28 protein-coding genes are annotated in these 25928 nt (G+C 70.7%); 16 read left to right on the top strand and 12 right to left on the bottom strand.

The window, feature by feature from the left end; genetic code table 11:
- Positions 1–186 precede the first annotated feature (186 nt).
- Positions 187–417 (bottom strand): hypothetical protein, encoded by a 231-nt coding sequence (locus ACWIGI_RS02420; RefSeq protein WP_454200537.1) that lies wholly within the window; start codon positions 415–417, stop codon positions 187–189.
- Positions 418–652: 235 nt separating this feature from the next.
- Here ACWIGI_RS02420 and ACWIGI_RS02415 point away from each other — a divergent pair, with 235 nt between their 5' ends.
- Both ACWIGI_RS02415 and ACWIGI_RS02410 read left to right on the top strand, forming a co-directional pair.
- A complete protein-coding gene (locus ACWIGI_RS02415) occupies positions 653–1432 on the top strand; it encodes a DUF1206 domain-containing protein (RefSeq protein ID WP_454200599.1) in 780 nt (259 codons plus the stop codon).
- Positions 1433–1506: 74 nt separating this feature from the next.
- Positions 1507–2595, top strand: a complete 1089-nt coding sequence (locus ACWIGI_RS02410) for a saccharopine dehydrogenase family protein (RefSeq protein ID WP_454200536.1) — start codon at positions 1507–1509, stop codon at positions 2593–2595.
- Between the two features lie 165 nt (positions 2596–2760).
- Here the strand turns inward: ACWIGI_RS02410 and ACWIGI_RS02405 are convergent, their stop codons facing one another.
- Positions 2761–3702, bottom strand: coding sequence for an AraC family transcriptional regulator (locus tag ACWIGI_RS02405; protein ID WP_454200535.1), 942 nt, complete (start codon positions 3700–3702; stop codon positions 2761–2763).
- Positions 3703–3991: 289 nt separating this feature from the next.
- The gene (locus tag ACWIGI_RS02400; RefSeq protein ID WP_454200534.1) at positions 3992–4492 is read right to left on the bottom strand and encodes a DUF2505 domain-containing protein; all 501 of its coding nucleotides are present in this window, start codon (positions 4490–4492) and stop codon (positions 3992–3994) included.
- Positions 4493–4634: 142 nt separating this feature from the next.
- Between ACWIGI_RS02400 and ACWIGI_RS02395 the strand changes: the two genes are divergently transcribed.
- From ACWIGI_RS02395 to ACWIGI_RS02385, 3 genes are all read left to right on the top strand, one after another.
- The gene (locus ACWIGI_RS02395) at positions 4635–5432 is read left to right on the top strand and encodes a helix-turn-helix domain-containing protein (RefSeq protein ID WP_454200533.1); all 798 of its coding nucleotides are present in this window, start codon (positions 4635–4637) and stop codon (positions 5430–5432) included.
- A 110-nt stretch (positions 5433–5542) separates the two neighbouring features.
- On the top strand, positions 5543–6310 hold the full coding sequence (locus ACWIGI_RS02390) for a siderophore-interacting protein (RefSeq protein WP_454200532.1): 768 nt from the start codon (positions 5543–5545) through the stop codon (positions 6308–6310).
- A 137-nt stretch (positions 6311–6447) separates the two neighbouring features.
- Complete coding sequence (locus ACWIGI_RS02385) at positions 6448–6654, top strand: hypothetical protein (RefSeq protein WP_454200531.1); 207 nt, start codon at positions 6448–6450, stop codon at positions 6652–6654.
- A gap of 3 nt (positions 6655–6657) precedes the next feature.
- Here the strand turns inward: ACWIGI_RS02385 and ACWIGI_RS02380 are convergent, their stop codons facing one another.
- Entirely contained in the window at positions 6658–7476 is an 819-nt protein-coding gene (locus ACWIGI_RS02380; RefSeq protein ID WP_454200530.1) for a SigB/SigF/SigG family RNA polymerase sigma factor, read from the bottom strand.
- Between the two features lie 220 nt (positions 7477–7696).
- On the opposite strand from ACWIGI_RS02380, the gene ACWIGI_RS02375 reads away from it, so the two are divergent.
- Positions 7697–7906, top strand: coding sequence for a hypothetical protein (locus ACWIGI_RS02375; protein ID WP_454200529.1), 210 nt, complete (start codon positions 7697–7699; stop codon positions 7904–7906).
- 52 nt (positions 7907–7958) lie between these two features.
- On the opposite strand, the gene ACWIGI_RS02370 is transcribed toward ACWIGI_RS02375, so the two are convergent.
- Entirely contained in the window at positions 7959–8768 is an 810-nt protein-coding gene (locus ACWIGI_RS02370; RefSeq protein ID WP_454200528.1) for an SHOCT domain-containing protein, read from the bottom strand.
- Between the two features lie 55 nt (positions 8769–8823).
- Positions 8824–9462, bottom strand: coding sequence for a PadR family transcriptional regulator (locus tag ACWIGI_RS02365; protein ID WP_454200527.1), 639 nt, complete (start codon positions 9460–9462; stop codon positions 8824–8826).
- Between the two features lie 169 nt (positions 9463–9631).
- Between ACWIGI_RS02365 and ACWIGI_RS02360 the strand changes: the two genes are divergently transcribed.
- Together ACWIGI_RS02360 and ACWIGI_RS02355 are read left to right on the top strand one after the other, a co-directional pair.
- The gene (locus tag ACWIGI_RS02360) at positions 9632–10570 is read left to right on the top strand and encodes an ATP-binding cassette domain-containing protein (RefSeq protein ID WP_454200526.1); all 939 of its coding nucleotides are present in this window, start codon (positions 9632–9634) and stop codon (positions 10568–10570) included.
- On the top strand, positions 10567–11391 hold the full coding sequence (locus ACWIGI_RS02355; protein ID WP_454200525.1) for an ABC transporter permease: 825 nt from the start codon (positions 10567–10569) through the stop codon (positions 11389–11391). The genes ACWIGI_RS02360 and ACWIGI_RS02355 overlap by 4 nt, the downstream gene beginning before the upstream one ends.
- Positions 11392–11486: 95 nt before the next feature.
- On the opposite strand, the gene ACWIGI_RS02350 is transcribed toward ACWIGI_RS02355, so the two are convergent.
- The 3 genes from ACWIGI_RS02350 to ACWIGI_RS02340 are packed head-to-tail and all read right to left on the bottom strand — an operon-like array spanning position 11487 to position 14516.
- A complete protein-coding gene (locus ACWIGI_RS02350; protein ID WP_454200524.1) occupies positions 11487–12221 on the bottom strand; it encodes an MBL fold metallo-hydrolase in 735 nt (244 codons plus the stop codon).
- A gap of 10 nt (positions 12222–12231) precedes the next feature.
- Positions 12232–13179, bottom strand: a complete 948-nt coding sequence (locus tag ACWIGI_RS02345) for a fumarylacetoacetate hydrolase family protein (protein ID WP_454200523.1) — start codon at positions 13177–13179, stop codon at positions 12232–12234.
- On the bottom strand, positions 13176–14516 hold the full coding sequence (locus ACWIGI_RS02340; RefSeq protein ID WP_454200522.1) for an alpha/beta hydrolase family protein: 1341 nt from the start codon (positions 14514–14516) through the stop codon (positions 13176–13178). Before ACWIGI_RS02340 ends, ACWIGI_RS02345 begins: the two co-directional genes overlap by 4 nt.
- A 100-nt stretch (positions 14517–14616) precedes the next feature.
- Here ACWIGI_RS02340 and ACWIGI_RS02335 point away from each other — a divergent pair, with 100 nt between their 5' ends.
- Positions 14617–15213, top strand: a complete 597-nt coding sequence (locus ACWIGI_RS02335) for a TetR/AcrR family transcriptional regulator (protein ID WP_454200521.1) — start codon at positions 14617–14619, stop codon at positions 15211–15213.
- Positions 15214–15384: 171 nt separating this feature from the next.
- Here ACWIGI_RS02335 and ACWIGI_RS02330 read toward each other — a convergent pair whose 3' ends face one another.
- Complete coding sequence (locus tag ACWIGI_RS02330) at positions 15385–16092, bottom strand: hypothetical protein (RefSeq protein WP_454200520.1); 708 nt, start codon at positions 16090–16092, stop codon at positions 15385–15387.
- 122 nt (positions 16093–16214) lie between these two features.
- On the opposite strand from ACWIGI_RS02330, the gene ACWIGI_RS02325 reads away from it, so the two are divergent.
- From ACWIGI_RS02325 to ACWIGI_RS02300, 6 genes are all read left to right on the top strand, one after another.
- A complete protein-coding gene (locus ACWIGI_RS02325) occupies positions 16215–17252 on the top strand; it encodes a FecCD family ABC transporter permease (protein WP_454200519.1) in 1038 nt (345 codons plus the stop codon).
- On the top strand, positions 17249–18358 hold the full coding sequence (locus tag ACWIGI_RS02320) for a FecCD family ABC transporter permease (RefSeq protein ID WP_454200518.1): 1110 nt from the start codon (positions 17249–17251) through the stop codon (positions 18356–18358). The genes ACWIGI_RS02325 and ACWIGI_RS02320 overlap by 4 nt, the downstream gene beginning before the upstream one ends.
- Before the next feature lie 5 nt (positions 18359–18363).
- Entirely contained in the window at positions 18364–19188 is an 825-nt protein-coding gene (locus tag ACWIGI_RS02315; RefSeq protein WP_454200598.1) for an ABC transporter ATP-binding protein, read from the top strand.
- A 78-nt stretch (positions 19189–19266) separates the two neighbouring features.
- Positions 19267–19668: a BlaI/MecI/CopY family transcriptional regulator gene (locus ACWIGI_RS02310; RefSeq protein WP_454200517.1), complete on the top strand. Its 402-nt coding sequence runs from the start codon at positions 19267–19269 to the stop codon at positions 19666–19668.
- A 43-nt stretch (positions 19669–19711) separates the two neighbouring features.
- Complete coding sequence (locus tag ACWIGI_RS02305; RefSeq protein ID WP_454200516.1) at positions 19712–20653, top strand: M56 family metallopeptidase; 942 nt, start codon at positions 19712–19714, stop codon at positions 20651–20653.
- A 37-nt stretch (positions 20654–20690) separates the two neighbouring features.
- Entirely contained in the window at positions 20691–22160 is a 1470-nt protein-coding gene (locus tag ACWIGI_RS02300) for a DEAD/DEAH box helicase (RefSeq protein ID WP_454200515.1), read from the top strand.
- A 271-nt stretch (positions 22161–22431) separates the two neighbouring features.
- Here the strand turns inward: ACWIGI_RS02300 and ACWIGI_RS02295 are convergent, their stop codons facing one another.
- On the bottom strand, positions 22432–23541 hold the full coding sequence (locus ACWIGI_RS02295) for a hypothetical protein (protein ID WP_454200514.1): 1110 nt from the start codon (positions 23539–23541) through the stop codon (positions 22432–22434).
- A gap of 225 nt (positions 23542–23766) precedes the next feature.
- On the bottom strand, positions 23767–24207 hold the full coding sequence (locus ACWIGI_RS02290) for a nuclear transport factor 2 family protein (protein WP_454200513.1): 441 nt from the start codon (positions 24205–24207) through the stop codon (positions 23767–23769).
- Positions 24208–24456: 249 nt separating this feature from the next.
- Between ACWIGI_RS02290 and ACWIGI_RS02285 the strand changes: the two genes are divergently transcribed.
- Positions 24457–25893 (top strand): GuaB1 family IMP dehydrogenase-related protein, encoded by a 1437-nt coding sequence (locus ACWIGI_RS02285; RefSeq protein WP_454200512.1) that lies wholly within the window; start codon positions 24457–24459, stop codon positions 25891–25893.
- Positions 25894–25928: the final 35 nt, after the last annotated feature.

Genomic DNA, 25928 nt, shown 5'->3' with positions numbered 1-25928 from the left:
TGTGGGGCCGGGCCACCGCGGACGCCCCCGTGCCCCCACCGCGCCCCCCCCCGGCGCCCACACCGGCCCGCGCCCCCCACCCGGACACTCGTCCGGTTGGGGGCGCGCGGGCGCGCGCTATCGGGCGAGGTCAGGACGAGCATTCACGATCGCTGGCGCCGAGCACTCACGATCGCGTGCGCGTGCTCACGACCGCCTGCGGCGGATCGCCCACCAGGTCAGGACCGCGCCGGAAGCGGCCGCGGCCGTGAGCGGTACGGGGTGGCGTTTGGCGGTGTGGACCAGTTGCAGGCCGCGGCCGACGACCCGGACGCTCGTTTCGGCCACGGCGGCGTCGGCGTCCTCGCGGAGCTGATCGACGTCCGGCAGCAGATCATCGGATTCGGGCGTGGTGGGCGGGACCGGGGTTGGGTTCATCCTCGACTTCCATTCTCGATGGGCACGGGTTCGACGAGGTGTTACCCGCCGGCGCCGCGTCGAAACGGCGGTGGCGGGCGGCGGACGGGGTTTGCGCCGCGCCTGTTTCACCGGCCCCTGCCCGGGTATGCGCTGACGGTCCAGTTCGTATGGGATCAAAGGATTTTCGATGACCGAACCGTCTACCCGGACCGGCAGTCCTGACAGCTCGTATTCGTCGTCCGCGGTCGAGCGGATGGCGCAGCACCCGTATTTCGCGCGATTCGCCCGGGCCGGATTCGTGATGAGCGGAATCGTGCACCTGTTCGTGGGGTACATCGCCATCCGCCTCGCCTTCGGCGGCGGGGGCGGCGCCGCCGACCAATCCGGGGCCATGGCCGAACTGGCCGCGAAACCCGGTGGCGGACTTGCCCTGTGGATCGGGGTGGTCGCCTTCGTCCTGATGGCGTTGTGGCGCTTGACCGAAGCGGTGTTCGGCAAGGCGTCCGAGCCGCGCTCGGACGACGCGAAGTCCGAGGCCGTGCACCGGATCAAGGCCGCGGCCGTCGCGGTGATCTACTTCGGATTGGCGCTCACCGCATTCGGTTTCGCCCGGGGGCGCGGCAAGTCCAGCAGTGGTGAGAGCAAGAGCGTCACCGCGCGGCTGATGGAGAACACCGCGGGCACCGTCGTGCTGATCGTCGCGGGCCTGGTGATCATCGGGGTCGGCGGCTACCACGTGTACAAGGGGGCCACCAAGCGCTTCCTGAAGGACCTGAAGGGCTCGCCGAGCAAGGCGGTGGAGCGGCTCGGCATGGCCGGGTACATCGCGAAGGGACTCGCGATCGGGGCCATCGGCGCGCTGGTGATCCTGGCCGTGAGCCAGTCCGATCCGAACAAGTCGGCCGGGCTGGACGGGGCGCTCAAGACCCTCGGCGCGCAGCCCTACGGTGCGGCGCTGCTGGTGGCGGCGGGGCTGGGGATCATCACCTACGGTCTCTACAACTTCGTCATGGCGCGGCTGGCGAAGATGTAGGTGATAAGAGACTCCGACTCTATCCATCTCACAACCGTCGTGCTAGACATACGACAAACGGCGAGGAGGCGGCGATGGCGAAGATCGTGGTGTTCGGGGCGACGGGCTACACGGGACGACTGACGGTCGAAGCCCTTGTCGCGCGCGGAGTTTCACCGGTGCTGGCCGGGCGGAACGCGAACGCCCTGGAGAAGCTCGCGGCCGATCTCGGCGGCGCGCGCACCGCCGTCGCCGATGTCGCCGACCCCGCGTCGGTACGCGCCCTGCTCGAACCGGGCGATGTCCTGGTCAGCACGGTCGGCCCGTTCCTGCGCTACGGCGGGCCCGCGCTGGCCGCGGCCATCGACGCCGGGGCGCACTACCTCGATTCCACCGGCGAGGGGCCCTTCATCCGCACCGTGTTCGGCCACGACGAGCGGGCCCGGGCCGCCGGCTCGGCCCTGCTCACCGCGTTCGGATTCGATTACGTCCCGGGCAATCTCGCCGCCGGGCTGGCCCTGGCGTCGTCGCCCGGCGCGGTGCGCGTCGACATCGGCTACTTCGCCGACAACCCGCGCACCAGCGGGGGCACCCGCGCCTCCATCGCCGGGATGCTGTTCGAACCCGGCTTCGCGCTGCGCGACGGGCGGATCGTCACCGAACGCTCGGGCGCGCGGCTGCACACGTTCGACGTCGCCGGGACCGCCCGGACGGGAGTGTCGATTCCCGGTTCGGAGCATCTCGCGCTCACCCGTTCGTATCCGGGCCTGCGCGAGGCCGGGGTGTACCTGGGCCTGCCGACCCTCGCGGCACAGGGACTCCGCGCCGGCTCCGGGCTGATCGCGGCCGCGGGCAAGGTGCCCGCGCTCACGCGGGGCCTCAACGGCGTCCTGGCGCGCGCGGTGCAGGGATCGACCGGCGGGCCCGGGGCCGAATCCCGCGGGCGCACCCGGACCTGGGCGGTGGCGCAGGCGCGGGACGCGAGCGGAAAGACCGCGGCCACGGTGACTCTCGCGGGCGGCGACCCCTACGACTTCACCGCGGCGATCCTCGCCTGGGGCGCGCAGACGGCGCTGGAGGGCGGATTGCGCGGCGCCGGCGCCCTGGGTCCGGTGGACGCTTTCGGCCTCGAGGCCCTGGACGCCGCGGTCACCGCGGCGGGATGGTCCCGCTACCCGGCCTGATCCGCACGCGCGATTCGAGGGCATCACGCCCGGCATCTCCGTCGGCCACGGCACGCCGCGCACATCGGTGGCCCGAAACACGGTGCGACAGAACATCTCACGCGCCCGGTGCGTGGCCGGGAAGTCACGCTTCGCGAGCGGAGCGTGTGACTCGGCCGCCACTTGTCATGAGCGGAGGGTGTGGCTCGGAAGCACCCCGAAGGCCCGTTTGTACTGGGCCGCGAAGCGCGACGGGTGCGGGAAACCCCAACGGGCCGCGATGGTTTCGACGGTCGCGCCCAGGGTGGGGTCGGCCGCCCGCAGGTCGCGGTGCGCGTGTTCCAGGCGCACGCGGCGCAGATAGCCCAGCGGGGTGGTGTCGAAGTGGCGGCGGAAACCGGCCTGCAGGGCGCGCGGGGTCACGCGGGCCTCGGCGGCGATCCGTTCGAGGGTCAGGGGTTCGGCGGCGTGATCGTCGATGAACCGGGCCGCGCGCCAGACGGTGGCCGACGGGGTCGGCCCGGGGCCCGGGGTGTAGGACGCGGTCATGGTGGTGTTGGGGAAGCTGGCGAGCAGCGCGGTGGCGGTGAGGCGTTTGAGGCCGTGCAGGACCAGGGTGTTGATCTCGTCGATGCCCGAGGACACCAGCTGCCGGTACAGGTAGGCGCAGGTGTCGGCCCAGAAGCGTTCGGTGCCCGGCACGGGTGAGAGGGAGTGGAAGCGCAGCGGCCGGTCGGCGGGCCCGCAGAGGTCGGCCGCGTGTTCGGCCACCTCGGCCGGCGGGAAGCGCACCAGCGCGTAGACCATGTCCTGCAGATCGGTCGCCCAGCCGGATTCCATGGGCGCGAGGAACATGTCGCGCGGCGCGAGGACCAGGTCGGTTCCGGCCGCGGACAGGGTGCCGCTGCCCGAGAGCAGCACCGCCGCCAGCAGCTCGGCCGAGGGCTCGCCTTCGGCGTGATAGCTGATCCCGGAGAAGCGCAATAGATCCGAGCCGAGTCCCGCGGCCGTCACCGAACTCACCGACACGTGCAGTCGTTCCGGCGCGGTGACCGCGACGCGGGCCCGGTGGTCGATCACCAGACTCTTGACGAGCGCGACCGCCGGATCGGCCTCCCGCGTGCGCATTTCGGTCCGCTCCACCGGAACCGCCCCGATCAGAACCCCTCACCCCGCATAGCCGACGATGATAGCCACCGAACGAACCCGCCAGGCGTGAAACGAATCTCGCCGTCGGCCCGCACCCGCCGCGCTCCCCCGCGCCCGATACTGAACGCACAGCTGCACATGCGGGTCACTGCGTCTCAGCACCCCCGGCAGGAGCAGTGACCAGGCCCCGCAGGTTCCCCTTCGCTCCTGCGGGGCCTCTCTGCGCGCCGCGCCCGGCCGTTCCGTGTGCCGATCCCGTTCGACAGCGTCAACGCCCCGCCCAGTCCTCGGTGTAGCGGCAGTTCCGCGCGAAATCCGCGATCACCTTCGCGCGGACCCCGTCCTCGATCATCCGGCCGACCAGCGGGACACCGGCTTCGACGAAGCCGTGCTGCCGCATGAGTGTGGTTCCCGCGTCGCCGGATTCGAGACGGAAGGTCGCCGCGAGCCGGACCGGCGCGCCCGCGACGGCGCCGTGCAGGGTCCCGATGGCGGCCCCGGCGCGCAGTGCGCGCCACGACTCCTCGAAGGTGAACCGCACACCCAGCGGCCGGGCGCGGGCGGCACGGGCGGGCAACGCGGCGGCCGCGATCGACATCGAGACCGCGACGGTCGTGATACCGGCCTCGGCGGTGAACGCGGTGACGGCGGCCCCGCCGCCCTCGAGCTCGGCGAGGCGGTCGTGCCAGTACCCGGGGTCGGTCAGGGCGGCGTGCACGGCGCCGATCGGGTGGCCGAAGGTGAACTGGTTGGCGAACTTCTCGGACATGGCGGTCTCCCCGGTGGCGTCGGATCGGCCGCGGGCGGCGGCGATCTCTCGTCCCAGGCTGACCGGCGCGCGAACCGGAACGCTTGTATGAATCCGTCGCGTTTCCGGGACCGCCGAAACACTAAGGGTAGCCTTAGTTCTCGTGAGCGACTGGCGAATCTACGGGTGGAGCCTGCGCCGGCACCGCGCGGTGCTGGCCGCCGGATTCGGGGGCAACGCCGTCCATCGGCACCCGGTCCTGCAGATCACGCTGGTCTACCGGGGCAACGCGGCGATCGGCGACGGGAGCGGGCGGTGGATCGACTGCCGTGCGGCCGTGGTGCCCAGCGGCGCACCACATGCGATGCGCGCCAACGACTCCGATACGCGGGTGCTGTCGATCCTGTTGTTTCCGGGCCACCCCCTGGCCCGGGAGATCACCGCGCGCTACCGCCTCGGCGCGGATCCGGGCGACTGGGTGGCGGCCGGGCGCCGCATCGACGCGATCACACGAAGCGCGAACTGGCATGCGCTGCAGCGACTTCCGGGGATGACCCCGGCGCGACTGCTGGACGAGCTGGCCGATGCCGCCGTCGCCGCGCTGCGCGACCCGGACGCGGCAGACCTGCCACCGCACCCGCAGCTGCACGAAGCGCTCGACCACCTGACGAGCATGCTGCCCGCCGCGGTCCGGCTCCCCGACCTGGCCGCCGCGGTCTTCCTCTCCCCCGGTCGCCTGGGCCGGTTGTTCGGCGCCCAGGCCGGTGGCACCTTCCCCGCGATCGTGCGCTGGCTCCGGCTGGTCCACTGGGGTCTGGCGGTGCGCGCGGGCAGCTCGCTGACCGACGGGGCGCACGCGGCGGGGTTCACCGATCTGCCGCACGCCAGCCGGGTCTGCCGCGAGATGACCGGGGTCGCACCGGGAGTGTTCCTCGAGGCGGCGGGCGCGTTCCGGCAGTGATTCTCACATCCCCACGGGCCATCAACTAAGGGTACCCTTAGTCGCGGCGGCCGGGACGCGACCGCCACCCGGCGCCGGGAGCGGCGCACATCCGGTATCGGAGAAGTCCCTTGGCAACTCTCGAAGACACCTTCCCCCTCTTCGGCACCCTGCGCGACGCGGTGCTGCTCTCGGCCACCGTCAGCGAATTCGAGGACCTCACACCGCGACTGCGGCGCATCCGGTTCAGCGGGCCGCGGCTGCGCGGGCTCACCTGGGCTCCGGGACAGCACATTCGGATCCAGGTCGGCGGATTCGCCGAAACCCTGCTGCGGCTGCACCCGCACGACGCGCTGCGCGCCTACTCCATCCACGACGCCGACCCGGTCGCGGGCACCCTCGACATCGTGCGCCTCGAACACGACACCGAGCCGGACACGCAGACCCCGTCCCGACGCTGGGCACGGGCCACCGCGATCGGCGACACCGTCCACTTCACCAGGCCGCAGGGCAATTTCACGCTGCGCCCCGAGGCCCTGTACCACCTGTTCGCCGGCGAGGAGACCGCGTCGGTCGCGTTCGCGGCGATGCTGCGTGCCCTGCCCGCCGGGGCCGAGGCATACGGCGTGGTCGAGGCCGCCGCCGCGGACGGGCACCTGGCGCTGCCGCGCGAGTTGACCCGGGTGGAGCGGGGATCGGCCGGAGCCGCGAACTCCGAGGTCCTGGCCGCCGGACTGCGCGCGCTCGCGCTGCCGGACCGGCCCGGGGTGGCCTATCTCGCCGGCGAGGCGCGCACCATCCAGCGGCTGCGCCGGATCCTGATCGACGAGCGCGGCTGGGATCGGCGAGCGATCCGCACGAAGCCCTTCTGGACGCCCGGTCGCACCGGAATGGAATAGCCACCACACCGAACCCGCAAAGAAAGCGACAAATTCACGAAGCCGGGCCTGCGAGATCCGTAAGGACCCGCCACCCGGCGCGGCCGCGAGGGTTGAATCGAGGGCCTGAACCGCTTGCGGGAGAACAGGAAACCACCATGAACACCATCGATCGAACCGACTGGGCGCCCGCGGTGCGGGTGAGCTGGTCGGCGGACGAGGCCGCCTACGTCGCCCGTTCGGATCGATACCCCGGCCTCGTCGCGCGGAACGAGTGGTCCGCGCTGGCCGCCCTGGACGAGTTCATCGAACTGGCCGAACACACACGGCGGCAGGGGCATTCGGGGTATCGCCCCGCCGCGTGAGACTTACGCCGCCTGCAGCGCGCGGGTGCGCAGATCCGTCAGCACGCGCGACAGAATGCGGGAGATCTGCATCTGGGACACGCCGAGTTCCCGCGCGATCTGCACCTGGGTCAGCTCCTGCCCGTAGCGCAGGATCAGGATGCGGCGCTCGCGCTCGGACAGCTCGGCCAGCAGCGGGCCGGCGGTGAGCGAATCCTCCATGAGCGCGTAGCCCGGATCGAGATCGCCGATGGTGTCCGCGGGCGAGAAGGTGGCGCCGTCCTCGGTACCGGTCACCCGGGTGTCGAGCGAGTCGGCGGTGCGGCTGTTGCGGGCGATGAGCGCCTGGGTGATCTCGTACAGGTCGGCGTCGAGGTGCTCGGCCAGCTCGCGGGCGGTGGGCTCGCGTTCGAGGCGCTGGGCCAGCTGCGGAATCGCGGTGCCGAGTTGCTGCTGCAGCTCCTTGAACCGGCGCGGCACGCGCACGGCCCAGGTGCTGTCCCGGAAGTAGCGCTTGACCTCGCCCATGACGGTCGGAATCGCGTAGCCGAGAAAGGACGACCCGTGGTCCGGGTCGAACCGGTCCACCGCGAGCACCACGCCCAGGGCGGCGATCTGCGCCAGATCCTCGTACTCCACCCCGCGGCCGGCGTAGCGGCGCGCGATGTGCTCGCCCAGCGGCATGGCCCTGGCGATGATGTCCTCGCGCAGGCGGGCCCGTTCGGGGTCCCGCGGATCCAGCGCGGCGAGCTTGCCGAGCCAGGGCTCGAGGTGGTCGTAGGAGTCGTTCGTGCTGCGGTCGTGGTGGGTGTCGGCGGGTCGTGCGGGGTATTCAGTTGACATAATCAGCCCCTCGGTGCGGTATCCCGTACAAAACGTGGGTATTTCTAATCTGTACCCCGTCCGCCCACATCGAAACAACTCGGCGCGACATGGCCCACACCGGGCGATCTGCCCGAATCACCGCGAATTAATCGACCCTGAACTGCGATTACACCGGTCCCGATCGAGGGTTTTCACCAATCACGGTTTGATAAATAATCTCGTGGGGAACGCTTAGGACATGATCATCGACTCACGTAATCACACCGGGAATACGACGAGGATCGATCGCACCAGCACCACCGTGGCGCTGGCCCTGTGCCTGTTCTTCTTCCTCGGCCTGACCCTGCTCACCGGCTCCGCTCTCACCGCCCTGACCGGCACCGCGGGCCTGCTCGGCGCACTGGTGATGACCTTCCAGATGCTGGCTCTGCCCACCGACACGCACTGACCCCGCGGCCGACCCCGTCGCGATCCGGTTCCTGGAGTACCCGCCCGGCCGCCTACATCCGCGCGAGCAGTTCGGCCTTCTTGGCCGCGAACTCCGCCTCGGTCAGCACCCCGGCGTCCCGCAGCTCCCCGAGCGCCCGCAGGTGCTCGGCGATGTCCCCCACGGGCGCGCGCCGGGCGCCGCCGCCATCGGCTTCGGCCCGCACGCGCCGGAAGGCCGCCACGAACGCCTCACCCCGCCCGTGCGCGATCTGCGCCACCGACGCCATCCAGCGCGACGTCGAAATGGTGATCGTCTCCCCGCCCGGCTGGGTCGAGAAGCCCAGCGCCACGATCGCGTCGAAGGAGAACTCCTCCACCGTGGCGCTCAGCAGCCCTTTGTCGAAGAAGAACAGCCGGCGCGTGGTCAGCACCAGCATCCCCTGGGCCTGATCGTCGAACAGACCCTGCGCGAGCTCGACCACGTACTCGTCCAGCCGGATGTACTCCGCCAGCGAACGCGCCTCGCGACGGCCGAAAAGCCAGCCCAGCGTGCCGATTCGGTCGAGGGCGGCCGCGAGACCGTGGTCGTCGACGGGCAGCCCGGCGGCCTCGGCGATCTCGTCGATGAGCTCGATGTGCTTGCTGCCCATCATGTCGACGGTCCACTCGATGATCGTCGAGGACGGACTCTCGGGCCGGAAGCCCGCCGACAGCGTTGCGGCCCAGCGGTTCTTGCGCAGCGAGCGCTTGGATTGCGCCAGCAGCGGATTCCCGCGCCGGGTGATCTCCACGCCGAGTACGTCCATACCGTGTTCGATGGCCGGATACGCCTGCTCGTACGGCGCCAGTACCCGAATCGCCACGGTGCGCACAATCCCCACGCGAGGATCGTAGCGGCCCTTCGGATCTCACGATGGTACGGGTGCTGCAGGTGGATCAGCGAAGGTCGCCGGGGTGCGGCCCGGTCGCGAAGGGGTTCGGTTCGTCGTCGGCGAGGATGCCGACGAACGGGTCGCCCTCCCCCTCGAATACGTAGGCGCCGCCCTCGATCCGGTCGATCAGGCCCTGGGTCCAGGCGGCCTCGCTGTCGGCCGAGTGCACCCACATGTTCATGATCTCGCCGATGTGGCCGAGCTGACCCGGGCCGTCCTCGGGGACGTAGTGCTCGGTGACCGAGGACCGCCAGGCTTCCAGCGCCGAAATGCGTTCGCGCAGCAGGGCCACGGCCTCCGCGCGCGGCAGATCGACCATGAATCCGATTGCGGCCGAGAGCATGTCCATCTTCTGGTCGTAAGAGGTCAGCGCTTCACGCAGCAGGGCACGGTATTCCGCGGTGCCCTGCTCGGTGAGCTCGTACTCCACCCGGGGCGGGCCGCCGGCGGTGCTGGGCGCGACCTCGTGCGCGAGCAGCAGTCCCTGCTTGGCCATCTGCTTGAGCGCGTGATAGATCGACCCCGGCTTGGCGTTGGACCATTCGTGCGCGCCCCAGAACTCGAGATCGTTGCGCACCTGGTAGCCGTGCGCGCGTCCGTGCTGGCGAACCGCGCCGAGGACCAGCAGTCGGATCGCTGACATGGGGTGTCTCCTTCGGGGCCGAGTGCGATCAGGCTAGCACTGATCAAGCTTGACTAGTCGCGGGCGACCGCGCTAGCGTGGATTGGTAATCAAGTTTGACTAATCAGGGGTCCTCCAGCGCCGGAGCACCTCCGGTCGAACGCGGCCAACCGACTCCACGGGGTGTTTCTTGTCCGATTCCCACCTGGCGATCAACGTCGAAGGCTTACGAAAGAGGTACGGCGGCAAACAGGCGCTCGACGGCCTGGACCTGCGCGTACGCGCCGGCACCGTGCAGGCGGTCCTCGGCCCGAACGGCGCGGGCAAGACCACCGCCGTCCGCATCATGACCACGCTGCTGCGGCCCGAGGAAGGCCGGGTCGAAGTCGCCGGCATCGACGTGCGCGCCCGGCCCGACGCGGCCCGCACCCGCATCGGACTGCTCGGGCAGCACGCCGCGGTCGACGAGGAACTCGGCGGCAGGCAGAACCTGGAGATGTTCGGGCGGCTCTACCACCTGGGCGCGCGGCGCGCGGGCGTGCGCGCCGACGAACTGCTGGCCCGGTTCGGACTCGCCGACACCGGCTCGAAGGCGGTGAAGCAGTACAGCGGCGGCATGCGCCGGCGCCTGGATCTGGCGGCCTCGCTCATCTCCGAACCGGAGGTGCTGTTCCTGGACGAGCCCACCACCGGACTCGATCCGCGCGGGCGCAACGAGGTGTGGAGCGCGGTGCGCTCGCTGGTGCACGGCGGCACCACCGTGCTGCTGACCACCCAGTACCTGGAGGAAGCCGATCAGCTCGCCGATCGGATCACGGTGATCGATCACGGGCGGGCCATCGCCGAGGGCACCGCCGACGAACTCAAATCCCGGACCGGCGGCGACCGCATCGACGTGGTCCTGCACGACGCCGCGCAACTGGATCGCGCGGCGATGCTGCTGCCCGGAGAGGTCGTCGTCGATCGCGATCGGCGACTGCTCAGCGCGGCGGTCACCGACCGCATGATCGCACTGACCGACACCGTTCGAGCGTTGCGGGACAACGACATCGAGGCCGAGGACATCGCGATCCGCCGGCCGACCCTCGACGAGGTCTTCCTGCATCTGACGAAGGAGAACGTAGCGTGACAACGGTTTCGGACGTGCGCGGCGAGCCCGCGCCGGGCTCGGCGCTGAGCTGGGCGATCGCCGACTGCTGGACCATGACCCGGCGCGAACTCGCGCACTGGGCGCGCCAGCCCGTGCAGGTGGTGGTCGGGCTGGTGTTCCCGGTGATGCTGCTGGTGATGTTCAGCTATCTCATCGGCGGCGGCCGCGGCATCGACGGGGACTTCACCTCGTTCCTGGTCCCCGGCATGCTCACCATGACCATGGCCTTCGGGCTCGAGGCGACCATGACCTCGGTCACCCAGGATCTGGGCAAGGGCGTCATCGACCGATTCCGTTCCATGCCCATGCATTCGGGCGCGGTGCTGGTCGGGCGCAGCGTGGCGGACATGCTCCAGTCGGCGGTGGGGCTGGCGGTCATGGTGGCGGTCGGGTACGCGATCGGCTGGCGCTGGCACGCCGGATTCGCGTCCTTCCTGGCGGCGATGGGCCTGCTGTTGCTGCTGCGCTTCGCCATGCTGTGGATCGGGATCTACCTGGCCATGGTCGCGGGCAAACCGGAGCTGGTGCAGACGGTGCAGATTCTGGTGTGGCCCATCAGTTTTCTGTCCAATGCCATCGCCTCCCCCGAGTCGATGCCGTCCTGGCTGGGCACGGCGGTGCAGTGGAATCCGATGTCGGCCACGGCCACCGCGATTCGCGGACTGTTCGGGAATCCGGTCGCGGCCGGTGATTCCTGGGCGGCCACGCACGCGGAACTGCTCGCGGTGCTGTGGCCGCTGGGGTTGATCGCGGTGTTCTTCCCGCTGGCGGTCAAGCGATTCAAGGATCTGAGCAGCTGACGGTGCGCGCGGTGCGGCCGGTTTTCGGCCGCACCGCGCCGGGAGCGGTTCGGGGCCGACGTTCGTGACGTACTACGACGACGGCCCCGAACCGATTACGGCGTCAGCGCGCGGGCGATGCTCGCTCCGTCGAAGGCGATGGTCGAGCCGTGGCCCGGAACCAGCACCTTGGCCGGCCGGCTCGCCAATCCGGCTGCCGTGCGCAGGGTTTCCGCCTCGTCGTGATTGAAGAACTCCGGCAGGATCTGCGGGCCCGTCCGCTCGACCAGCGGATGTCCGGTGACCAGCGCGTCACCGCTGAACAGCACGCCCTCGGACGGCATCAGGTACGCGGTGTGCCCGCTGGTGTGCCCGGGGGTCGGCACCGCGACGATGCCGCCGGGCAGCGCCGCCAGGGTGGCGGTGTCGCCCTCGGTCGCCTCCGGAATGCGCATGCCGATGTGGCCGCGCACGGCGACGAGGGTGTGCGCGACCCAGCCGCGGCCCCGGCCGGTGGCGAGCTGTTTGACCATGCTGAGCGGCGTGATCTGCTGCAGGTATTCGCGTTTGGCGTGCCGCACCTCCTCCGCGCCGGTGTAGACGGGCGCGCCGGTGCTGGCGACGAGCGCGGGCACGCCGCCGATGTGGTCGAGGTGCGCGTGCGTGATCAGCACGGCCGCCACATCGCTGAGCTCGTGCCCGATCTGCCGGATCGAGGACAGCACGTCGGCGCTGTCGGAGCGATAGCCGGCGTCGATGACGGTGACCCCCGAGCCGTCACTGACCAGGGCCCAGTTCACGTTCGTTCCGGCCACCACGTAGACGGAGTCGGAAACCTGATCGATTTTCACAGTGCCTCAACTATTCCTGGATCCGATGTTCGATGACCCCGATCCCCTCGAGCTCCAGGCGCAGATCGTCGCCGGGAGCAAGCCATCGGCCCAGCTCCATTCCACACCCGCCGGGCAGGGTGCCACTGGAGAATAGTTCACCCGGATAGAGTTGCTCGCCCCGCGACACGTGCGCGATGGCCTCGGGCAGCGAATAGCGCATGGTTCGGGTTCCCGTCCGCGACAACACCTTTCCGTTGACCGCGACCGAGCCGCGCAGGTCGCCGAGCCGGTCGGCGAGTCCGGGGCCGATCACCGCGGTCGCGGACATGGAGGTCACGAAGTGCTTGGCGCGCTGCGGCCCGAAACCCGATCGCATCTCGGCCAATTGCACGTCGCGGGCGGAGAAGTCGTTGATGACGACCGCGGCCGCGATCGCGGCGGCGGCCTGCTCCACGGTCGCGTCCCGCAGCGGCGCGCCCAGGATCACCCCCAGCTCGAGCTCGAAGTCCAGGGCGCGGCTGTACGGCGGGGCGGCGATCGGCACCCCGGACGGCACGATCGTCTGCGCGTTGGACATGTAGTAGATGGGCTCGCGGTACCAGAGCGCGTGCGGGCGGAACGGCGGGAAGGTCCGGCGGACCAGGGTCTCGTACACCCGCCCGAGCCGGTATCCGGCGGGGACGAAACGCGCGGCCATGCCGCGGGCCGCGTCCACGGCGTGCTGTTCGAAGAGCATGAAGTCGCGGAACGACACCGGGCACACCGGCAGCACCTCGACCCCGTCCGCGAGCCCGAGCGCGTCGTACCGCGCCATCTCGAACTCGGTGGTGAAGGCGGGTTCGGGCACGGAAAGCCCGGCCGCACGGTCGGATTCGCCGTAGGAGCGCCAGCCGGATCCGGTGTCGATCCGGGTGTCGAAGCGATGCCGGGCGTGATCGAGGACCCGCCGCACCCGGGGCAGTGCGGGCGGGGTCATCGCACGCTCCCGGCCGGGGTGCGCGCGCCCAGGTGGTCCGCCAGGAACCGCGCCGACAGCGCCGCCCAGTGCTCGGCGTGCCCCATGGCGCAGTGATCGTCGTCGGCGTAGAGCACCAGGTGCGCGTCGGGCGCCCCGGCGGCGAGATCGACCGAGTCCCGGGTATCGGCCAGGGTGTCGCGCGCGCCGTTGATCACCAGCAGCGGCACATCGATGCGGCGATAGTGCTGCGCCAGTGACAGTTTCGCCAGTCTGCGGGACAGGTCGGCGGTCCCGGTGGCGCCCAGCGTGGTGGCCAGCGCCGTCACCATGATCTCGGGCATGCCGATCGCGTTGCCCGGCCCGAAACTGCGATGGGTGAGCGGGCCGTTGGCCACCGCGACCCGCAGGCGGGGATCGATGGCCGCCGTGCGCGCCGTCCAGTAGGCCCCGAAACTGAAGCCCAGCATGCCCAGTCGGCCGGGGTCCACTCGCGGGTCGGCGGCCAGGTGGTCCAGCACGGCCGCGTACGCGCCGTCGGCCGCGTCGCTCAGCGGCGCGGTGTAGGAGTAGGTGCCGGGCATCTCCATGACGAACATGCCGAGCCCGAGTTCGCGCTGGGCCAGCAGCGGCAGCAGCACCTCGGCGATCGTGCCCTCGAGCCCGTTGCTGACCAGGACCGTGGGAACGGGCGCGGCGCCCGCGTCCGCGGGCAGGACCAGCATCCCGCGCACCCGTTCGCCGCCGCCGACCGGTATGTGCAGTGTTTCGACGCTGACTCCCATGGCCGGCGCCAGGGCGGCGACCAGCACCTCGCACAGGCGGTGCGAACGCTCGTAGGCGCGCAGGCGGGCCGGGCTCCCGCCCGGCCAGGCCGCCGCGAATTCGTAGACCAGGGCCTTGATCAGCGCGTCGAGGGCGGTCGCGGCATCGGCGTGCCCCGGGTTCTCGGCGCAGAACCGCTGTGCCGCACCGGGATCGGCAACCGGACCTCGGTCGGCCAGCAGGGTCACCGCGGGCGCGAGCAGCTCGCCGAGCGCGGTGGGCACCGCGTCGGTGAACAGCCGGGCGGCGCACGGACCGCCCAGCTGCGCGAGGGCGGCGTCGGCGCGGGTCAGCTGTTCGTCGGCGAAACCGCCCCAGTAGCCGGCCCACCGGGCGTCCTCGAAGGACCGGCAGCCGTCGAGCCTGCGCCGGAATTCCTCCACGGGAAACCCGCCCAGGTGGGTGAATCGGTCGGCGAACAACCGGGGCAGGAAGGGGGCGACGCCCCGGTGGTGGGCCGCTCGTTCGGTGGTGTGGGTCAGCGCGAGTGCGCTGACCAGCGCGCGCTGTCCGAATTCCAGCAGGGACGACATCGTCGGGCCTCTCGCTCTCGAATCGCAGAATCTTCTGCTTTAAGCGAGAGTAGAGACCGGCGAGGTGCAAAAGCAAGAGTTTCTGCTTTAAGCTCGGGGCATGACCGCCGCCGAGGACACCGGAACCCAGCGCCGGCCCGGCGGGCGGGCCGCGAAAGTCACCGAAGCCGTGCACAACGCGGTGCTGGACGCCGTCGCCGAACTCGGCGTCGACAAGGTCGGCATCCCCGACATCAGCAGGCGCGCGGGCGTGCGGGACAGCTCGATCTACCGGCGCTGGGGCACCCGCGAGAATCTCGTCCTGGACGTCATGCTCACCGCGAGCGAGCGCACGCTGCCGCTGCCGGACACCGGCAGCGTGCACGGCGACCTGACCGCGTTCGCCACCGGGCTCATCGCCTACCTCGACACGCCCCTGGGCAACGGCCTGGCCCGGGCACTGGCGTTCGTCACCGACTCCGACGAGATCGTCGCGGCGCGAAACACCTTCTGGGAGCAGCGCAACGCGCACAACGAGGTCATGATCACCCGGGCGGTGGCGCGCGGCGAACTTCCGGCGGGGACGGACGCCCGGCTGGCGCTGGAAACACTGGTCGCGCCGATTCATTTCCGGCACTTCCTCACCCGGCAGACCATGGACGAAGCCTTCGCCGCGGACCTGGCCACCCGGGTCGTGCGCGCACTGCGGGTCGGGTGATTCGGCAGCGACCGCGGCGGACTCGTGGCGAGCACGGTTCCTCGCCCACTCGCCGGGCCGGACTTCGCGCCGCTGCGGCGGCTCCGGAAGCGGTTGCCGCCCAAGGCTTGCGCGCGGCGGCGGTGGCGCACGCAAGCGGGTTTCGAACCGGTCGCCCGGGGACGAACCGGTCTATCTGACCGAAACGCTCCGGCGGACCGGCAGGCCGCGGTCCTCCAGCGCGGCCAGCATCGCCTGCCCGCGACGCGCGCCGGCGGCGGAGTCGGTGCCGGCCAGGGCGGGCACGTAGGTGGCCGCGCCGACGATGGACTCCGCGACCAGGGACCAGAAGCGGCGCACGCCGAGGCCGGCGCAGCGCACCATCGCCTCCTGCACCAGCCGCAGCGCGGGCTCGCAGCGATGAGCCAGCCAGACGTACATGGCGGCCTCGCACGGCAGGGTCACCACACCGGGCTCACCGGCCATGCCATCACCCTCGATGACGCGAATGGTGGTGTCGGCGAGACCCGCCCAATCGATGCCGCCATCATTGTCGGTATGGATCCACAAGTTCTCCAGACCCGGATCCCAGGCCCGCCCCTCGGCGATCACCATGGCCATGACGCGACCGATGACCGCGTGGATGAGCGCGGTGGCCACCACCTCGGCGGCGATCTCGGGATTGCTCATCTCGGCGGTATGACGCCGGTACATGAGTTCGATACGGCCTTCGCGAATCCCGTCCGACAAACGCCACCACCGGCGTTTTCCCTGTTCGGACATGGCGGCGACGGCATACACCCGCGGGTGTTCGGGTTGCAGGTTCCGCAGTCGGGCACAGGCTCTGCCGAAAGCGACCCTGGAGTCGCGCGGCGCGCACATGGTTACCGGTTCGAGCATCGAACCTCCTTCATCGACTGTTCCGGGGCCTCGCAAGGCAAGGGGTACAAGCGGGGGCGAAAAGATAGGTTAGGCTTACCAAGCTTAATGAGCAATCAATGGATCAGGAGTAATTCGTCACCGTGCCCGCTGTAGTCACCACCAGACGGCCACGGCTGTTCGGATTAGCTCTTCTCGTCGTGCTGCTGTTGTGCGCGCTCACGGCCTCCATCGCGCTCGGATCCCGTTCGCTCCCACTGGGAACGGTCTTCGATGCCCTCACCTGTCCGGATGGCTTTCCGCTGACCTGCCCCGCCCAGGGTTCGGCCGAGCAGATCATCCGCGAATTGCGCCTGCCCCGAACCGGACTCGCGCTCATCACCGGCCTGGCCCTGGGCATGGCGGGCGCCCTCATCCAGGGCTATACCCGAAATCCCCTGGCCGACGCGGGATTACTCGGACTCAACGCGGGCGCGGCCTTCCTCGCGGCGCTGAGCATCCACCTGTTCGCACTCACCTCGCCGAATCAGTACATCTGGTTCGCCTTCGCGGGCGCGCTCATCGCGGGCCTGGTGGTCTTCGGCGTCTCGTCCGTGGGCGGCGGCAAGGCCAGTCCCCTGAGCCTGGTGCTGGCCGGCGCGGCCATCACCGCCTTCCTGACGGCCATGACCAATGTGATCGTGCTGCTGGACGGCACGGCCCTCAATACCTATCGCTACTGGATCGCCGGTGACATCGCGGGCCACGACCTGTCGGTGTTCTGGCAGGTCCTGCCGTTCCTGTCGGCGGGCGCGGTGATCGCGCTGTTCGCCGGACCCGGCTTGAACCTGCTCGGCCTCGGCGACGACGTGGCCCGCGGGCTCGGCGTCAACCTCGCGGGCAATCGCGCGCTCGGGCTCGCCGCGGTGGTGCTGCTCTCGGGCGCGGCCACCGCCGCCGTGGGACCCATCGCCTTCCTCGGCCTGATCGTCCCGCACCTGGCGCGCGCGCTCACCGGGCCCGATTACCGCTGGCTCATTCCCTATTCGGGCCTGATCGGCGCAATCGTCCTGATCGCCGCGGACACCGTCGGGCGGCTCGTCGCCCAGCCCGGTGAACTGCAGGCCGGCGTCACGCTGGCCGCCATCGGCGCGCCGTTCTTCATCCTGCTGGTCCGCCGCCGAAAGCTGGTGAGCCTGTGAGCACCTCGACCTCCCCGGACGCGAAGGACCTGCGTCAGGTCCGCCCCGCCCTGCGCGCGGGCGCCTTCTCGACCGTGCTGCGCGTACCCGCGCTGGTGACGATCGCGATCATGGTGGCCGCACTGCTGGTGCTGTTCGCGCTCGATATCGCCATCGGCGACTTCCGGATTCCGATCGGCCGCGTCCTGGACGTCCTCGGCGGCGGCGGCACCCGCGCGCAGCGCTTCGTGATCCTCGATTCCCGCCTGCCCCGCGCGCTCACCGCCGTCGTGGTCGGCGCGGCCCTGGGCCTGGCGGGCGCGATCACCCAGTCGATCCTGCACAACCCGCTGGCCAGCCCCGACCTGCTCGGCATCACCGCCGGCGCCAGCGTCGGCGCGGTCGCGGTGATCGTCGGAGTCGGCGGCGGCGCGGCCACGGGAACCCTTGCGCTGGTGGGTGTTCCGCTCGCGGCACTCGGCGCGGGCCTGGTCACCGCACTGGGCATCTATCTGATGGCCTGGGGTAAGAACGCCGCCGGCGGCGGCAGCGGGGTCATGGCGTTCCGGCTGGTACTGGTCGGCATCGGCGTGAACGCCGCGCTCATGGCGGTGGTCAGCTGGCTCATCACCCGCGCCAGCCTGCCCGACGCGTCCATGGCCCAGCACTGGCTGACCGGATCGCTGAGCAAATCCGATTGGTCCACCCTGATTCCCGCCGCGATCGGCCTGGGCATCACGCTGCTGGTCGCGGCGGGCTCGGCGCGGACGCTGGCGGCGCTGCGCTTCGGCTCGGACACCACGCGCATGCTCGGCGTGAAAATCCAGACCCAGCAGGGCATTCTGCTCGCCACCGCCGTCATGGCGTCGGCGCTGGCCACCGCCGCGGTCGGGCCGCTGGCCTTCGTCGGCCTGGCGGCGCCGCAGATCGCGCGCCGCCTGCTGCGCACCCCCGGCGAGCCGATCATCGCCTCGGCCCTGGTGGGCGCCATCGCGGTGCTGGGCGCGGATCTCGTCTCGCGCACCGTGTTTCCCATCGATCTGCCCGTCGGCGTGGTCACCGCGGCCGTCGGCGGACCGTTCCTGATCTACTTGCTCGTGCGTACCAATCGGAAGGCGACCCTGTGACTCGCATGGCGGACAAACCGCTTTCCACCGCCGCCCACCGGTTGGCGGCGGAGAACATCACCCTCGGCTACGGCGACCGCGTCATCGTGGACGGGCTCTCGATCGACATCGAACCCGGTCTCGTCACCACCATCATCGGCCCCAACGGCTGCGGCAAGTCCACGCTGCTGCGCTCGCTCGGCCGGCTGCTGCGCCCGCAGGCCGGGCAGGTCGTGCTCGACGGCAAGGCCATCTCCGCGCTCAAGACCCGCGACATCGCGCGCATCGTCGGCATGCTCCCGCAGACCCCGGTCGCGCCCGAGGGCCTGACCGTCGCCGATCTGGTCGCGAAGGGACGCCATCCGCATCAGTCGTGGCTGCGGCAGTGGTCGGCCGAGGACGAAACCGAGGTCATGACCGCGCTGGAGCAGACCGGCGTCGCCGATCTGGCCGAGCGCACCCTGGACGAACTCTCCGGCGGGCAGCGCCAGCGCGCCTGGATCTCCATGGCGCTGGCGCAGGGCACCGACATCCTGCTGCTGGACGAGCCGACCACCTATCTCGATCTCGCGCACTCGCTCGAGGTGCTCGATCTGGTGGATCGCCTGCGCGACGAGTTCGGCCGCACGGTGGTCATGGTGCTGCACGATCTGAATCTGGCCATCCGCTACAGCGATCGGCTGGTGGTCATGCGCGACGGCCGCATCATCGCCCAGGGCGAGCCTGCCGAGGTGATCGGCGCCGAACTCCTGCTCGATGTGTTCGGTCTCCAGGCCAAGGTGCTCGACTGCCCGGTCTCGGGCCGACCCATGATCGTGCCCATCGGCGCGCGCCACGTGCGCGGAGTATGACCAATACCACACCAGCAACCGGCCGGTTACGACGACTTGTAGTACGCATTCGTGTCGTTGCCTCCGTAAACTTGTGGGATGGCAGGTCTTGGTGAACTCGAGAAAGCGGTCATGGACCAGTTGTGGTCGGCCGATGAACCCCAAACGGTGCGGCAGGTGCACGAGGCACTCGCCGAGCGCCGCGAGCTCGCCTACACCACGGTGATGACCGTTCTACAGCGGCTCGCGAAAAAGAATCTCGTCCTTCAGCAGCGGGATGACCGCGCGCATCGCTACGCTCCGGTACACACCCGGGACGAGCTCGTGGCTTCGCTGATGTTCGACGCGCTGCAGCAGGCGGACGAGGTCGGCAGTCGCCGGGCGGCGCTGGTGCACTTCGTCGAACAGGTCGGAGCTGATGAGGCTGCCGCTCTGCGCGACGCACTCGCTAAGCTCGAAGCCACCGAGGCCACGCGCAAGGAGCCGAAAGACTCTCAGTAGCGTCACCCTCGGCCCAGGCCCCCACAACGCAGTGAGCTGAGGAATGGACGTAACCGCGCCGGTTTTCGCCGGTCTCGCCTTGTTTCTGGCGGGACCGGCCCCGGCGCTGCTCAGCCGGGCCAAGTGGCCGTACCGCAATCCCCGTGCGGCGCTTGTGCTCTGGCAGGCCATCGCTCTGGCCGCCGTCCTGTCCGCGTTCGGATCCGGGCTCGCCATCGCCAGCCGACTGCTGGTGCCCGGACCCGACGGCAGGCCCACCACCACACCCAGCCGGGAGATCGACGTCCTCGGTCTGCCGCTGTGGATCATCCTGGTCACCGTCTTCGCGCTCACCCTGCTCATCGGGGCGCGGCTCATCTTCTCGGTGATCAGAGTGGGAATTCACACACGCCGCCGCCGCGCCCGGCATCGCATGCTCGTCGATCTGCTGGATCAGAGCAGCGTGGAACGCAATTCGGCCGACATCCGCGTGCTGGCCGCCACCGAGCCCATCGCCTACTGCCTGCCCGGCCTGCGCCAGCGCGTGGTGCTGAGCCAGGGCACGGTGACCAGCCTGTCGCACGAGGAGCTCACGGCCATCGTGAGTCACGAGCGCTCGCACCTGCGGGCCCGGCACGACCTGGTGCTCGAGGCGTTCACCGCCGCGCACGAGGCGTTCCCGCGGGTGGTGCGGTCCAAATCCGCGCTGGATTCGGTGAAGCTGCTCATCGAACTGCTGGCCGACGACTCCGCGGTGAAGGTGACCGGTCCCACTCCCCTGGCCCGCGCGCTGGTGGCCTGTTCGAATTCGCCTGCGCCGCAGGGTGCGATGGCGGTCGGCGGGCCCACGACGCTGATCCGCATCCAGCGGCTGGCGGGTCCGATCGGCGATCTGCGCATCGCGACGGCGGCGTATCTGGCCGCGGCGGCTATCCTCGTGATTCCAACGCTCGCGGTCGCCATCCCCTGGCTGGTCGAACTGAGCCGTCTTTTCAGCCGTGCCTGACCCGGGCGGGGCACCACAACCTCAGGAGGCTGGCCCGTTGTCGGGTAAGCAACGCTTCGCCGACCTCGGTCTGCCGCCCGTGCTCGTTCAGGCCCTGCGCCGCAACGGGATCGACGCGCCGTTCCCCATCCAGGCCGCCGTCATCCCGGACATTCTCGCCGGTCACGACGTGTTGGGGAAGGCCGCGACGGGGTCGGGCAAGACCCTGGCGTTCGGGCTGCCGATGCTGGTCCGGCTCTCCGGCGCGCCCACCGCGCCGCGCCGCCCGCGCGGGCTGATCCTGGCCCCGACCCGGGAACTGGCGCTGCAGATCGAGCGGGCGCTGGACGAGCCATCGCTGTCGGTCGGTATCCGGATCGCGAGCGCGGTCGGCGGGCTCGCCATCAAGGCGCAGGAACAGCGGCTGGGACGCGGGGTGGATCTGCTGATCGCCACACCCGGCCGGCTCACCGATCTGATCGGGCGCAAGGCCGTGGATCTGTCGGCGGTGGAGATCGTCACCGTGGACGAGGCGGACCACATGGCCGAGCTGGGGTTCCTGCCGCAGCTCACCGCGGTGCTCAACCGCATTCCGGCGGACGCGCGCAAGCTGCTGTTCTCGGCCACGCTGGACGAGGCCATCGACGCGCTGGTGCGCAAGTACCTGACCGATCCCGTCGCGCATTCGGTGACGGCCGCGCCGGATTCGGGGGCCGCGGCGGCGAATCAGGCGGTGGCGGGGGCGAATTCCCGGGCCACGGCCGCGAATCCCGCACCGGGCGCGGACGCGAACGCCGACCCCGAAACCGGTACGGACGGCACGACTTCGGTCATCGGCGCCGCCAATGCCGAAGCCGGAGCGGCGCTTCCCGATATCGAGCACTACGCCCTGCACGTGCGCCGCGCCGACAAGCGCGTGGTGGTCACCGACATCGCGGCCCGCGCGGGCCGCACGCTGCTGTTCGTGCGCACCCAGCACGGCGCGGACAAACTGGCCCGCCGCCTGCGCGAGGTCGGCGTGCGCGCGGCCGCCCTGCACGGCGGCAAGGCGCAGAACCATCGCACCCGGACCCTGGCCGCCTTCGCCGACGGCACCTGGCCGGTGCTGGTCGCCACGGACATCGCCGCGCGCGGCATCCACATCGACGACGTCTCCCTGGTCGTGCACGTGGATCCGCCCGCCGATCCCAAGGACTACCTGCACCGCACCGGCCGCACCGGCCGCGCGGGCGCGACCGGCACCGTGGTCACCGTCGTCACCCCGGACGAGAAGGACGAGGCGCTGGACCTCGCCCGCCGCGCGGGCGTCACCCTCACCGATGTGGACATCCGCCTGGGCGACCGCCGCCTCACCGAGATCACCGGCGCCCGCCGCCCGTCCGGCCGCCCCCTCGCGGCCCCGACCGGCGCACCCGCCGCGGCCCCCGAGCCGGTCAAGGAGCAGCGCCCCCGGCACCGGATCGACCCGCGCACGGGCGGCCGCGCCCACACGAAGAAGCGAAAGCCCAAGGGCAAGACCGCACGCTGAGGGCCGTCCTGTCCCGGGCCGGGGCGCGTTCGGGCCGGTCGCGCCGGCATCCGCACGAGCGCCCTTTGCCGCCGCCCGCCCGGCGGCTCCCCGGGCCAGCGGACACGCGCGATCCCGGTGAGGTTCCACACCACCGTCACCACCCGCTTCCCCAACGACGCCATCCGCCGCTTCGCCGCCCAGCCCGACAGCGCTGACTGGCTGCATCGTCTGCGGGTATTCGACGGCCCCCGCGCGAGGGCGGCGAGCCCGGCGGTGCGCCGCTCCCGGGTCAGTTCGCCAGGCGCTGGTCCGACAGGGTCACGGTCAGGGTCGTCTCCGTCGCGGCGCCGCGCACGGTGATGCGGAGGCGCCCATCGACCCCGCGCAGCACGGTGTCGGCCGGGTCGCAGTCGATGTCCGAGGTGCGGCGGACCTCCGCGCACGAGGTTCGGCTCAGGGGCAGGAACGCCCCGGCGAGGGGCGAATCCGGTTGGAACAGTTGCTCGTACACCGCGAAGCTGCCGGGGGACGCGGTGTAGCGGTAGGTGTCGTAGCAGACCGGGGCCTGAAAACCGGTGCACCAGTTGTCATGTCCGGTGAAGCGGTAGTCCGCGGGGATGCGCAGGCCGATCGCGGCCAGGCGATCGTCGCGGGGATCGCGGGCCGCGGGGCCGGACATCGTGTCGTCGACCACGCGCCAGGCGGCCGGGGTGAGCAGGGCGCCGGCGAGCAGGGCCAGGGCCGAACCGCGGACCAGCGCGCGCAGGTCGTCGCGGCCGTGCGGTCCCGCCGAGTCGGTCAGCTTGGTGAACACGACCAGGGGCAGCGCGAGCAACACCATCAGAACGACGAGCACGACGGTGACCACGAAGATCAGCACGACGCCGGTCAGGATGATGGCCTTGTCCCGCGAGGACAGCTCACTCGAGCCGGGCACGAAGGAAATCGTGGGTTCGATGATCCGCCAGGTGAACACGAACAGGAACGCCCACGCGACCGACATGCCCAGCGCGCCGACGGCCCACGGGTCCAAGGGTTCTCGTGCGGCCGCCCGGGTGTCTCCGCGCAGGCGGCGTACACCCCGGACGATGCCCAGGACCAGCAGTACGGGCCCGGTGAGCAGTCCGATCGGCACGCTCGCCCAGCCGATCGCGGCGCCCAGGCCGATGCGCCGCAGCCGGCGCACGGGCGCGAAGGCCAGCGCGAGCGGGGCGAGCGGTGCGACCCACAGCGGGGCCGGCAGCGCCAGCAGCGCGAATATCTCGATGACGGCGGCGGTGCCGAAGGCCACCGCGAATCCGGTGGGGCCGATGCCCGGCCACCAGGTGCGTACTCGTGTCCCCCGGCCGGGCAGCACCGCCACGGCCGATCCGCCCGTTTCGGGCGATTCCTCTCCCATGGCGGCAGTCTGCCCCGTTCCGCCCGGACTCTCCATCGAATACCACTGTCGCGCGCGGATTTTCACCGAACCCTCACGAAATCTCCCCCTCCGGAGTACGGCTCAGTCCGGACTGTTCGGACGACACGGACATCGGTTCGCGGGCGGCGCACCGGTAATTTCGGCCGACACGCGCGTGCCACGAGACCCGTTCCCGAGCTGAGCAAATCTTTGGCAATTGGCCGTTCAGAGCAGATCGGCGTTTCCGTCGATGAGTTTCAGGCGGTACTCGAACCGGTCGATCCGCCAGCCTCGCGCCGACCGCCGCAGCCCCAGGACGTAGCTGCCCACGAACCAGCGCGTCTTGCCCTGCGTCGCATCGTTCTTCAGGTGCACGGCGATGGCGTCCGCGTGCGCGAGCGCGGTATCGCCGGTGATCTCCACCAGGTGGTTGCCCGCCTGGTGGTGCACCGCGTCCAGTGAACCGTGGACCTCGGCCCACTCCTCGACGATCGAAGCGGCGGTGCGAGTTTCGGCCACCCCGCCGAATCCGCTGTCGAAGAACACCTCCGTGGCGAGCACCGAGTCGGCCAGATCGGACCACCGGCCCTGATCGAACCAGACGAAGAGTTTCGTGATGGTGTCGCCGACTTCGAGCCGGTCGGTCAGCGCCTGCAGATCGGTCACGATCGCGAACCTAGGGCACCCCGTATCCGGCGACAACAGGGTTTGCCGCGCGATGAGACCTGGCACACTCGCAGCAGCCCGCCCGCACCCACCGTCGCGGGCGCCGACTACACTGGCCTGCTGCATGCGTGACATCAGGTAGCGCGCGGCGGGTTCCCCACGGGTATCCGCCCCGCGTTCGTGCCCTTTACCTGCCACCGAAGCATGGAATACACGAAACCAACGTCGAACCATGAGGCGGCTACAACCGTGCAGTTCCTACCCGGGCAGAATCCGCCCTACGATCTGACCTACGACGATGTCTTCCTCGTCCCGAATCACACGGACGTCGCGTCCCGATTCGATGTCGACCTGTCCAGCAGTGACGGGACCGGCACCACCATTCCGCTCGTGGTCGCGAACATGACCGCCGTCGCCGGCCGCCGCATGGCCGAGACCGTCGCCCGCCGCGGCGGCATCGTGGTTCTGCCGCAGGATCTTCCGATCCCGGCCGCGGCCGACACCATCGCCTTCGTGAAGAGCCGTTCGCTCACCGCCGACACCCCGGTCACCCTCGATCCGGAGGGTTCGGTCTCCGACGCCCTCGCGCTGATCCACAAGCGCGCGCACGGCGCGGTGGTCATCGTCGAGAACGGCCGCCCCGTCGGCGTGGTCACCGAGCAGGCGTGCGCCGATGTGGACCGCTTCGCCCGGTTGAGCACCGTCGCGGACACCAATTTCGTGAGCGCCCCGGCCGACGCCTCCCCGCGCGACGTCTTCGGACTACTCGACGCGAGCCATTCCACCCTCGCCGTCCTGGTCAACCCGGACGGCACCCTCGCGGGCGTGATGACCCGCACCGGCACCGTGCGCGCGGGCATCTACCAGCCCGCGGTCGACGCGAGCGGCCGGCTGCGGATCGCGGCGGCGGTCGGCATCAACGGCGACGTGCCCGCCAAGGCCAAGGCCCTGGTGGACGCGGGCGCGGACGTGCTGGTCATGGACACCGCGCACGGCCATCAGCAGAAGATGCTCGAGGCCCTCGCGTCGGTGGCCGCGCTGGATCTGGGCGTGCCGCTCGTCGCGGGCAACGTCGTCTCCGCCGCGGGCACCCGCGATCTCATCGAGGCGGGCGCCGACATCATCAAGGTCGGCGTCGGCCCCGGCGCGATGTGCACCACCCGCATGATGACCGGCGTCGGCCGTCCGCAGTTCTCCGCGGTGGCCGAATGCGCGGCCGCGGCAAAGGAATTCGGCAAGCACGTCTGGGCCGACGGCGGCGTGCGGCATCCGCGCGACGTGTCGCTGGCGCTGGCGGCGGGCGCGGCCAACGTGATGATCGGCTCCTGGTTCGCGGGCACCTACGAGTCGCCCGGCGACATGCGCATCGATCGCGACGGCAATCGCTACAAGGAGAGCTTCGGCATGGCGTCCAAGCGCGCCGTCGCGGCCCGCACCGCCACCGATTCGGCCTTCGACCGGGCCCGCAAGGCGCTGTTCGAGGAGGGCATCTCGAGCTCGCGGATGCGCCTGGATCCCGAGCGCCCGGGCGTGGAGGATCTGATCGACCACATCACCTCCGGTGTGCGCAGCTCCTGCACCTACGCGGGCGCGCGCAGCATCGGCGAGTTCCACGAGCGGGCCGTGCTGGGCGTGCAGTCCGCCGCGGGCTTCGCCGAGGGCCGCCCGCTGCCGTCCGGCTGGTGATCGCGACCTAGCACCGCACTGCCGACACCCGGCGG

The sequence above is a fragment of the Nocardia sp. NPDC055321 genome, from assembly GCF_053645575.1.
Note: the sequence above shows the minus strand (reverse complement) of the source record. Positions and strands in the feature narration are given on the sequence as shown.